6 protein-coding genes and 1 pseudogene are annotated in these 11,256 nt (G+C 69.4%); 4 read left to right on the top strand and 3 right to left on the bottom strand.

The genetic code is table 11. From position 1 onward, the window contains the following. A pseudogene (locus tag IJH84_RS20465) lies at positions 1 to 253 on the bottom strand (sugar kinase); the annotation flags it as partial. A gap of 202 nt (positions 254 to 455) precedes the next feature. Between IJH84_RS20465 and IJH84_RS20460 the strand changes: the two are divergent. Both IJH84_RS20460 and xylA read left to right on the top strand, forming a co-directional pair. Beyond that, positions 456 to 3,218: a glycoside hydrolase family 3 C-terminal domain-containing protein gene (locus IJH84_RS20460; protein ID WP_295147690.1), complete on the top strand. Its 2,763-nt coding sequence runs from the start codon at positions 456 to 458 to the stop codon at positions 3,216 to 3,218. Positions 3,219 to 3,554: 336 nt separating this feature from the next. Beyond that, on the top strand, positions 3,555 to 4,709 hold the full coding sequence (gene xylA / locus IJH84_RS20455; RefSeq protein WP_295147687.1) for a xylose isomerase: 1,155 nt from the start codon (positions 3,555 to 3,557) through the stop codon (positions 4,707 to 4,709). Between the two features lie 261 nt (positions 4,710 to 4,970). Here the strand turns inward: xylA and IJH84_RS20450 are convergent, their stop codons facing one another. After that, entirely contained in the window at positions 4,971 to 6,350 is a 1,380-nt protein-coding gene (locus IJH84_RS20450) for a GntP family permease (RefSeq protein ID WP_295147685.1), read from the bottom strand. A 304-nt stretch (positions 6,351 to 6,654) separates the two neighbouring features. Here IJH84_RS20450 and IJH84_RS20445 point away from each other — a divergent pair, with 304 nt between their 5' ends. Beyond that, the gene (locus IJH84_RS20445) at positions 6,655 to 8,349 is read left to right on the top strand and encodes a sensor histidine kinase (RefSeq protein WP_295147683.1); all 1,695 of its coding nucleotides are present in this window, start codon (positions 6,655 to 6,657) and stop codon (positions 8,347 to 8,349) included. Beyond that, entirely contained in the window at positions 8,346 to 9,002 is a 657-nt protein-coding gene (locus IJH84_RS20440) for a response regulator (protein ID WP_295147680.1), read from the top strand. Before IJH84_RS20445 ends, IJH84_RS20440 begins: the two co-directional genes overlap by 4 nt. A gap of 524 nt (positions 9,003 to 9,526) precedes the next feature. Here IJH84_RS20440 and IJH84_RS20435 read toward each other — a convergent pair. After that, the gene (locus IJH84_RS20435) at positions 9,527 to 10,600 is read right to left on the bottom strand and encodes a glycosyl hydrolase (RefSeq protein WP_295147677.1); all 1,074 of its coding nucleotides are present in this window, start codon (positions 10,598 to 10,600) and stop codon (positions 9,527 to 9,529) included. Between the last annotated feature and the right edge of the window lie 656 nt (positions 10,601 to 11,256).

The following is an 11,256-nucleotide window of genomic DNA, read 5'->3' as shown; positions in this document are numbered from 1 at the left end:
CGAGCAATGTGCCGCCGAAGCCGACGCGGCTGATGCGGATCGTGTCCACTTCGATCGCCACGGCCAGCACCTGGGCGCGGTCGGTGCTCGGGGAGACGATCCGGGGCGGGCGTCCGCGCCCGCTCTGCGAGCCTGCGGCTTCGCCTTCGGCGGCCAGACCGCGGTTGGCGAGGTCGGCGACGAGGTCGGCCACGGCGCTGCGGGTCAGCCCGGTGACCTCGCAAAGATCCGCGCGGCTGGTGGGTCCGTGCAAGTGCAGCTGCTCCAGAATCGTGCGGAGGTTGTGGCGTCGCAGGCCGGCCGGGGCACGGCCCGAGGTGGTCGAAGCAGTCACTCGTTCCTCGTTTCGGCGGGATCCCAGGTCAGTATTGCTGATCGGCCGGGGGTTGACGGCCGGGGCATTTTGTTTTTTCCTCGGTAAAATAATAATCGACCGATCAGCCCGTCCCACCGACGTGACGGACCACCTGGAGGTCATCGTGCGCACCCGAAGAAGACGACCACTCCTGCTCGCCACGGCCCTGGGCCTGTGCATCGCGTGCGCTGGGGCGAACGCCTCGGCTACCGCTGCGGCGCCGGTGTATCGCGACCCGTCGTACGCACCCGCCGAACGCGCTGCCGACCTCGTCTCCCGCATGACCGTCCAGGAGAAGGCCCAGCAGCTCACCTCCAGCCGAGCGCCCGCGATCCCGCGCTTGGGCGTCAAGGCCTACGGCTGGTGGAACGAGGCCATCCACGGCGTCTCGCGCGAGCAGACCGAGGACGGCGCCGCTCCAGCGGACCTGGTCAACACCACGTCCTACCCGGTGAGCCTGTCGATGGGATCCACCTGGGATCCGGAACTCGTGCACGAGGTCGCCGACCAGGTGTCCGACGAAGCAAGGGAGGTGGTGCGGGACAACCGCTACGACCTCAACTTCTACTCGCCGACGATCAACCTCGGCCGCGACCCGCGATGGGGGCGAAACGACGAGACCTACGGCGAGGACCCGAAACTCACCGCCGCACTGGCCACCCAGTACATCAACGGCATGGAGGGCAGGGACCGCGACGGCGAGCCGCGGCCGGACAGCGGCGGCTACCTCAAGACCAGCACCACGATCAAGCACTTCGCGGCGAACAACAGCGAGTACAACCGCACCACCGGATCGTCCGACATGGACGAGAGCACGCTGCGGGAGTACTACGCGAAACCCTTCGAGCAGGTGCTCGAACAAACCCGCCCAGCGTCGATCATGACCGCCTACAACCGCGTCAACAACGTGCCCGCCACGGCCAGCACGCACCTGATCGACACGCTGGCGCGCAAGACGTTCGGATTCCGCGGCTTCCTGACGACCGACTGCGATTCGGCGCGGGAGATGCAGCACGGGCACCACTGGCAGCCGCCAGGACACGACGAGCCCGTCGGCCCCGTGGAACGCAACGCCTACGCCAACGCGGCCGGTGTTGATCTGAACTGCAACCAGGGCCTGCACGACGAGCACCACTACGGCAACACGCTGCCCACCGCCGTCGAACTCGGCACACCCACCGCGAACGGCACCTACACCGAGGATTTCCTGGACGCCTCGCTGGTGCGGCTGTTCACCAACCGCATCCGGCTGGGCGAGTTCGACGACGATGCGAACAACCCATGGGTGCAGCAGGCCCGGGAACGTGTCCCCCGCGGCAGCTGGGAGAACTCCGAGGCCAACAAGGCCGTCACGCAGACCGGCGAGCGACTCGACCTCGCCCGGCGCGCGGGCAGCGAAGCTCTCGTGCTGCTGAAGAACGGCTCGACCAGCGCTGGAAAGCAGCTATTACCGCTCGATGTGCCGCGCAGCGGGCCGTTCCGAGTCGCCGTCATCGGCGACTACGCCGCCCCGGAGCAGATGTACCTGGGTGGCTATTCGAGCGAGCAGGGGCCGTCCGGCCGGGCCAACAGCGTCAACGGGCTAGAAGGCGTCAAGCAGGCGATCGAGCGGATCAACCCGCAGGCGACCGTGGACTTCCTGCCCGGTACTGATCCGAAGGACCCCGCGCGGGCCAACGCCGAGTCGATCCGCAAGGCTGCGGACTACGACACCGCCGTGGTCTACGCGGGCACCGACGACGACCACGCCGAGGAGGAGAAGGACCGCGCGACCCTGCAACTGCCCGAGCCGCAGACGGAGCTGATCGAAGGCGTGGCGCACCGCAACCCGAACACGGCGGTGTACCTGGAAACCGTTGGCGCGGTCGACGTCACGCGCTTCGCCGACGACGTGCCGGCGATCCTCTGGAGCTCTTACAACGGGCAGCGCAAGGGCCAAGCCCTCGCCGACGTGCTCACCGGCGAGCACAACCCGAGCGGGCACCTGCCGTTCACGTGGTATCGCGGCGACGCGCAGCTGGGCAGGCTCGGCGACTACGACATCCGGCCGCACCAAGGCCATCCCGGCAGCACCTACCAGTACTTCCGGGGCGAGCCGTCCTACCCCTTCGGCCACGGGCTCAGCTACAGCGACTTCGACTACGGCGAGCTGCGCCTCGACCGGGACCACATCGACGCCGACGGAACCGCGATCGCGCGAGCCACGATCACCAATCGCTCGGACACGGCCGGGTCCGATGTCGTGCAGCTGTACTCGAGCTCGCTGCAGCGTGCCGGCGGTTCCCAGCAACGGAGCGGGGACGACCCGCGCCCGGACAAGCGCTTGGCGGCCTTCCAGAAGGTACGGCTCGAACCGGGCGAGAGCAGGGAGGTCACCTTCCGGGTTCCCGCGCGCGATCTGGCCTTCTTCGACGAGCAGCACGACCGCTACGCCGTCGATGACGCCTACCGCCTACAGCTCGCCGGCTCCAGCACGGACGTCGCCGACGAGCGGCGTCTGAACGTCACCGGCGAGCTCGTGCCGAAGCCGCAGTCCGTCGCGGTGACGCCGCAGGCCACCGGTGATCCGGGGGACAGCAACGCCTCCCGGGTGATGTACGAGCCGGGAACCGACATCGATCCCCGCCTGACGGTGGCGATGTCGGACGGGACCCGACGTGGTTACGACGCCGAAGGCACCGCTGCGCAGTTGCCTCCGGGGATGCGCATCAGCTACGAGTCCAACCGGCCCGAGGTGGTGCGGGTCGACCAAGCCGGTGTGCACGCAGGCTCGGCCGGTGTCGCCACGGTGACCGCGACCGTCGAGTACCGCGGCCGGACGCAGCAGACATCGTTCACCGTCCGCGTCGGGGACGGCTCGTGATCGGGCAGCCGAGCCGACGCCTCCACGAATGCGGGGATCGACGAGTCCAGCTCGCTGCTGCTGAGCTCTTCCGCCTCCCGCCCTGGCAGTGCCCGCAACGGCCCAGTGCGTGGCGAACTTCCTCATTGCCGCGACGTTCCCACCGCTTTCAGAGATCAGCCTGCCGATGACCTGTCTCGGCTGCACCGCTTTCGCAGCGGTGTCGGTGCGGTTCGTCCTCGATCGGGTTCCCGAGACCAAGGGCCTCTCGAGGACGTGGACCGCACCGCGCTGGCGTGGCCGGGCTGATCCCGGCCGCGTCGTCCGCACCCCGTCGACATCACGCGAGGAGAGCGCATGGACCTCACACCGACCCCCCAGGACCGTTTCGCCTTCGGCCTGTGGACCATCGGCTGGCGCGCCGACGATCCGTTCGGCGCCCCGACCCGCGAGCGCCTCGACCCGGTCGAGGCGGTGCACGGGCTCGCGGGGATCGGCGCGTACGGCATCACGTTCCACGACGACGACCTGATCCCGTTCGGTACGCCCGCCGCGGAACGCACGGCGATCATCGAGCGGTTCGGCAAGGCGCTGGCCGAAACGGGCCTGGCGGTGCCGACCGCGACCACGAACCTGTTCGGACATCCGGTGTTCAAGGACGGCGCACTCACCGCCAAGGACCGGGACGTCCGGCGGTTCGCTCTGCGCAAAGCGGCTCGCAACATCGACTTGGCCGCCGAACTGGGGGCGCAGACCTACGTGTTCTGGGGCGGCCGCGAAGGTTCGGAGGCCGAAGCCGCCTACGACCCGACCGCCGCCCTCGAGCGCTACCGGGAGGGCCTCAACGCGCTGACGCACTACGTCAAGGAGAAGGGCTACCAGCTGCGGTTCGCCGTGGAGCCCAAGCCGAACGAGCCGCGCGGCGACATCCTGCTGCCGACCATCGGCCACGCCCTGGCTTTCATCCAGACCCTGGAGCACCCGGAGATGGTCGGCGTCAATCCCGAGGTCGGCCACGAGCAGATGGCCGGACTCAACGCGGTGCACGGCTACGCCCAGGCGATGTGGCAGGGCAAGCTGTTCCACATCGACCTCAACGGCCAGCACGGCCCGCGCTACGACCAAGACCTCGTTTTCGGGCACGGCGATCTCATCAACGCGTTCTTCCTCGTCGACCTGCTCGAGAACGGCGGCTACGACGGCCCCCGCCACTTCGACTACAAGCCGCTGCGCACCGAGGACAGGGCCGGCGTGTGGGAAAGCGCGCGCTCCAACATGCGCACCTACCTGGCGCTGCGCGAACGGGCGCGGCAATTCCGCCAGGACCCGGAGGTCGCCCGAGCCCGGAAGGCCGCCCGCCTCGACCAGCTGTCGGTGCCCACTCTGGACGGGGACGAGACCGTCACCAGCGTCCTGTCCGAGGAACTCGACGTGGAAGCGGCGGCCGAGCGGGGCGGCGCGAACGCCCGGCTGCAGCAACTGGCCGTCGAACACCTGGTAGGAGCGCGCTGACCAGGTCCCTGGTCGCGGGTTCGTCGACCCAGTCCTGCAAAGTGCTCGTCCGCGACGCCGAAACCGGTGCGCCGGTGCGCGCGGGCAGCGCCGAACATCCGCAGGGAACCCAGATCGACCCCCGGCACCGGTGGACGGCGCTGCGCACTGCCGTCGACCGGGCCGGCGGGCTCGTCTACGTCGCCGCGGTGTCGGTGGCCGGCCATCCGCTCAGTCGAGAGGCCTCGTCCAAGATTCTTAATGCACGTCACGGTATCGGCCCTAGAACACCAGCGACAGCAGTAGCGTCATCCCGAGGCCACATACGCTGACCAATGTCTGGATCGCGGTGTGCGAGCGGGTGGCCTGTCCGAGTGTCATGCCGAAGGATTCCTTGACCAGCCAAAACCCGGCGTGGTTGACGTAGTTGAGCCCGATCGAACCGGAGCCGATCGCCACGACCAGCAGTGCGGTGTGCACGCTCGACTCGCCGGCGGCCAGCGGTGCGAGGATGCCCGTCGCGGACACGATGCCGACGGTCGCCGACCCGGTGGAGAACGAGAGCACCAGCGCGACCAACCAGCCCAAAACCAGCAGGTTCAGGTGCACGCCGGAGGCCGCAGACGTGATGGCGTCGCCGATCCCGGAGTCTTCCAGCACCTGGTTGAACGCCCCGCCACCGGCGAGGATGAGCAGGATTCCCGCGACGGACTTGATGCTCTCGCCCAGTGCGCCGCGGATGTCCTCGGCCGACATGCCGCTGCGGTAACCGAGTGCGAACAGCGCGAACAGGAAACCGGCGAACATGGCGATCACCGGCTCGCCGGTGAAGGTCAGCACGTGCCGGATCGGGCTCGTCTCGGCGAACAGCACCTCCGCGAGTGTGCGCAGGAGCATCAGCACCACGGGGACGAGCACCGCGGCGATCGCCCAAGCGATGTGCATCGGGGGACGGTTGGACTGCTGGTCTTCCTCGCCGGCGAACTGCGCGGTCAGCTCCGTGTCCGGGCGCACGTCCAGTCGCGGCGCGATCCAGCGGCCGTAAACAGGGCCGGCCAGCACCACGGTGGGCACCGCGCACACCAGTCCGATGACGATCGTCGTGCCCAGGTCCGCGTGCAGTCCTTCGAGTGCGACCAGCGGTCCCGGGTGCGGTGGAGTCATCCCGTGCAGGGTCGCCAGAGCGGCGATGGCCGGGGTGGCCAGGTACACGTACGGCGAGCCGTGGCCGCGACCAGCACGCTGCAACCGCCGCGCCACGCTGAAAATCAACGGCAGCAAGACGATGAGCCCGATCTCGAAGAACATCGGGATTCCCAGCAAGAACGCCGCACCCGCGAAATACCACGGCAGGGCCCGCTCCCCAGCACGGTCCACAATGGACCTGCCGATTCGGTCGGTGGCTCCGGAGGCGGACAACAACCTTCCGAGCATTGCTCCGAATGCCAAGGTCACGCCGACATCGCCGAGGATGTTTCCGGCACCCTTTTCCACCGACTCGGCGATCTCGTCCGTGGACAGCCCAGCCGCCAGCGCGGTTCCGATCGACACGACCATGAGCGCGATGAACGGGTGGAACCGCAGCCGCGAGTTGATCAGAGTGATCAGCAGGCCGATCGCGGCCGCGAGGATCACCAGCAGCGTCCAGCTATGCGTGGTCACCGGACATCCCCTTCGCTGGCTCGGAGGGCACTGGGGCTTCGCATGAGAACTCCCTCGATCGCTGCGACGCCGCGAGACCGCGACGCTGAGCTTGCGACGCTGTGACCGCGACGTTGCGAGACTGCGGCGGCCGGTGCAGCAAGCGCCTCGGTCCGGCCTTGGCCGGGGGAAGCTAACCGGCGGTAGCGAGGGCGCTCCAGGATCTGTGCACAACCCGCGAAACCTTGGTTCCGTGAGTTGCGTGCATTGTGTGCAGCGGGGGTCGGGCGGCTGCGGCACCGACCTGGCGAATTACGTTGTCGACGTGAACCCGTCCTCGCGTCCATCGCTGCGGATGCCCCTGCGCACCCAAGTGCTCTTGCTGCAATGCGGCGTCGTGTTGGTCGCGCTCGCGGTGACTTTCGGTGCCTTCGCCTACGTCAATCACCGCACCCTTGGTCGCGAGCACCAGCAACGCGCGCTCGGCATCGCGCGCACCATCGCCGAGCAGGCCGCCGTTCGTGCCGACGCCGCGCGGTTCTCGGCTGGTGTAGGCGCCGCGAGGGCTCCGCGCGAGGTCCTGACCGCGACGAAGACCCACGGCTTGGCGGAGTCGATCCGGAAACGCACCGACAGCTTGTTCGTCGTCGTGACCGACGACCGCGGGATTCGGCTGGCGCATCCGGATCCCGCGCGGCTCGGGCACCGGGTCAGCACCGACCCGTCGATCGCCCTGTCCGGGCGGGAAGAGCTCGCTTACCACCGCGCGAATCTGGGCAAAGAGGTCGTCGCCAAGGTCCCGGTGTACGCGCCCGGCTCGACGACCCGCGTGGTGGGAGAAGCCAACGTGGGCGTGGCGGCCTCCGATGTCGAGGAGCAGGCGGTGCGGGTGCTGCTCGGCGGGCTCGGATGGGGCGTCGTCGCGCTGCTGGCGGGTATCGGCGCGTCCGCGTTGCTGGCCCGGCGGTGGAAGCGGCTCACGCTGGGGCTCGAACCGGAGGAACTGGCTGGGCTCGTGCAGGAGCAGGAAGCGGTGCTGCGCGGCATCGGTGAGGGCGTGCTGGCGGTGGACTCGGACGGCCGGGTCACGGTCGCCAACGACGAGGCGCGCCGGCTGCTCGGGACGTCCGCTCCGCAAGGAAGCCAGGTGACGTCCTTGGGGCTGCCGCCGCGGGTCCTCGCGGAGCTGGAGTCGCCTTCCGGGGAGCAGGTGACCACCGTGGCGGATGATCGAGTCCTGGTGATCTCCGCGCTGTCCGTGCGGCGGGGCAGGCGCGACCTCGGGACGCTGTTGACCGTGCGCGATCGCACCGACGTGGAAGCGTTGACCCGGCGGCTGGACGCGGTCCGGGCCATGAGTTCCTCGTTGCGTGCCCAGCGCCACGAGTTCGCGAATCGGCTGCACGTGTTGTCCGGCCTCGCGCATCGGGGCCGTCTAGACGAACTCACCGTCTACCTCGATACGCTGCAGGATTCCGGGGCGGGAGCCGCGCCCGAGGGGCTCGACGCGGTGTGCGACCCCTATCTCCGGGCGTTCCTGACCGCGAAAGCTACGCAGGCCCGGGAGAGCGGGGTAGGTCTGGCGCTCGGTGGCTCGACATGGGTACGAGCGGAGGTGGCGGTGCCCGCTGACGTGACGACCGTGCTGGGCAACCTGATCGACAACGCCGTGGATGCCGCGTGCGAAGGCACGCGCGCTGACCGGCGGGCGGAGGTTGAGCTGATCAGTTACGACGACACCCTGTTCGTCACCGTGGCCGACAGCGGCGATGGCGTCCCCGCTGGCTTCGATGTGTTCGCGGAAGGAATGTCGACCAAGAACCATGCCGCGGTGCCCGGTGGGCGCGGCATCGGCCTGGGACTCGCCAGGCAGATCGCCCGCAATCGCGGTGGTGATCTGACCTTGGTGGAGCGGGGAGGACCGCCTGATGCCCTTCCGGCATCCGCGGACGACGATCGAGTTTCCGGCGGCGCGGTGTTCGTGGCGCGGCTTCCCGGAATGGTTGGGAGTGCGGAATGACGCCGCTGTCCGTGCTGATCGTGGACGACGACTTCCGGGTTGCCGAGCTGCACGCCGCGCGCGTCATCGAGACCCCCGGGTTCACGGCGGCCGCGACCGCGCGCACCGCCCGCGAGGCGCTCGACGCGGCCTACGGGATCGACCTGGCTCTGGTCGACCTCTATTTGCCCGACGGTCCCGGTACCGAGCTGATTCGCCGTTTGTCCTGCGACGCGGTCGTGCTGAGTGCGGCGGCCGAGGGCGAGACCGTCCGGCGCGCGATGTCCGCCGGCGCACTCGGCTACCTGATCAAACCGTTCCCGGCCGACCGGTTGACCCGGCTGCTGCGCGGCTACGCCCGCTATCGGCGCCTCACCGAGGCCGAGGCACTGGACCAGGAGGCCCTCGACGAGGCTCTGTCCGCGTTGCGCGGCACGTCCCGGCAGTCATCGGGACGTCCGGCCGCGGCCGGTGCCGCGACCCGCGATCTCGTGCTGGCTGCACTGGCCGAGTCCGGTCAGCCGTTGTCCTCCGGCGAAGTCGCGTCCGGCACCGGCGTCTCCCGCTCCACCGCCCAGCGCTACCTGGCTGAACTCACCGAACAAGGCCACATCGGCATGCGCCTGCGCTACGGCGCCACCGGCCGCCCAGAACAGGAGTACTTCCCGCACTGATCGGCGACCCGTTTCCACGGTCCGCCGAGATTCCGGAGCTTCGTTGAGCCGGATTCTCGTGTTCGCGCTCAACGCGGGCAGCGGGCGGACAGCTCAAGAGTCCATTATGGACCAATATGGTGCCGAGCTGTCCGGACCGGAGCGAACACCTATTGCTGAGATGATCTCCAAGAGCACTGACAAGGTCGGCGACGGCACCCTCCCGAATCTTCACGTGGATGGCGTCGCAGCCCTCCCCCGGCCGGAACGGTCAGCCGCTCCCGAGTCCGGACCAGCGACACGATGTCGTCGCCTAGCGCCGCGACCCAGGCGATCACCGGCTGAGCGACCGTGCGGTCGTTGCGCTCGGCCACCTTTCGCAGCGCCTCGACCAGCACGGCGTTGCGCTCGTTGCCGCGCCATCCAGAGGAGTCGCCCATCAGCGAACCACGCACGTCGTGAGCCACCCGGGTGCCTGCGCTCGCGGCAGCGCACGGTGAGAGCGGGTGGTCGCTAGCAGCCCCGCGACCACTCCTGCTTCCGCGTCAGCCGCCGGCGACCGGCTGCGCCGGTGCGGGCGGTGCTGCGGTGGCGAACCGCGCGGTCAACTTGGTGAAGTCCCACGGCTGCTGCGGCACGCTGCTGCACGTGCCCGAGGTCTGGCCGCTGTCGGGCTGGTCGCACTGGCGGTCCCGGTTGAGCGACCAGAACGTGTACCGGGAGAACCCGCGGCCGAGCGCGTAGTCCAGCACCGCCTGCATGTCCTGCTGGCGGTAGTACTCGCCCGCGTCCGATCGCCCGTTCATCAGCGAAGCGCCCTCGTGGGCGTACGCGGTGGCGTCGTCCCAGCCGAACGTGGTCATCAAGGCGCCGTGGAACGCTTCGAGCGAGGCGATCTGGCTGTCGGCGTCCGGGAACCCGTTGAACGGCATGATCGCGTAGTTGTTCGGCACGAAGTTCAGCGCCTTGGCCGCGTCCAGCAGGCCCTGCCCGGCAGGGGTCGTGCCGGTCGCGGACGCGACGGTCGTCACCGAGACGTACAGGCCGGGGTTGTTCCGCTGCAGGATCTGGGCCGCCGCGAGCTCGTTGCGGATCGCGCCGGGCTGCCCGATCTCCGGCTCTTCCAGGTTGAAGTCGATCGCCCGGAGCCGGTGCGCGTCGATGACCTGCTGGTAGGCCGCGGCCGTGGCTTCCGGCGTGCCGCAGGTCTGGCCGAGGTTCGTCCCGCCGTAGCCGCCGACGGACACGGAGACGTCACCACCCGCCGCGCGAACGCCGTCGATCGTGTTCGCCGCTGCGTCGTCCGCGGAAACCGGGGCCGTGCCGTCCCAAGTTGGCCGGCACCCGCCGCCCTTCGGGGCGAGCACGAACGCCAGCTGGAACGTCTTCTGCCCGGTGTCGTGCAGCACTCGGGCCAGGTCCGGCGGATCGCCGTACATCGGCGTCACGTACGGCGCCGCCCCGTACCACCGGGCATCCAACGGCGGCGGCTCCGCGGCGCGGGCTGCTGCCGACGACGTCATCGCCCCCGGGCCGGGTGGCGACACCGCCAGCAGGGTCACGAGCCCCGCTAAGCCCAGCACGCCCACCAGCGTGCCGAGTTTCCAGGACGAACGCATTTCTCCTCCAAATCGGGCAGGTTGGGCGCACCGCCGCGCCGTCACAGCTCATCACCGGCGCCAGCCCGGCAGATCGCGACGAGGGCCCGGAAAGCGCTTTGCGGGGATTCCACTCACGGAGTCGCAGGATTCGGGGAAAGCACGCTGCCCTCCCGGACCCATCGCCGGCGACTCGCGGAGCACGCGTGGCGGTCGCCGACCACGGCTCGGGGTGCTTCGAACGTTTCGCTTGAGGTGGCAGCCGGCGACGACCGCCTGGTGCAGCCCCGGAAACACCACAGTGGACGGACTCGGTTCCGGAGCCCGCTGCGACCGGTGAAGTGTTGCGTCGGTCGCGTGGGCGATGCTGCGCCGGTGGGTCAGCGCGGGTGTGGATCGCCTGCACGACGCCGATTCCGTCGTACCGCTCAACTGGGGAGAGGACGCGGGCCTGCTCGCCCGCTCGCACAGGCGGAACTTCCGGACGCTGGCGATCACCGACGAGCCTGTGCGTACCAGCGCGCGCTTGCACGGACGGGATTTCGCCGTGAACCCCCGTTCACTGGCGCCCCAGTTCCGATATCGGCCCTCAACCGTCGCATCGACGTGCCGGAGGTGCTTCGGCCTCTCCGCCGTGCGGCGGCATAGCCCCCGCGAGCCCCGGGTATTCGAAAAGG

It is taken from the genome of Saccharopolyspora sp., assembly GCF_017434145.1.
Classification (GTDB): domain Bacteria; phylum Actinomycetota; class Actinomycetes; order Mycobacteriales; family Pseudonocardiaceae; genus Saccharopolyspora_C; species Saccharopolyspora_C galaxeae.
This window is presented reverse-complemented; position numbering and strand designations above follow the sequence as displayed.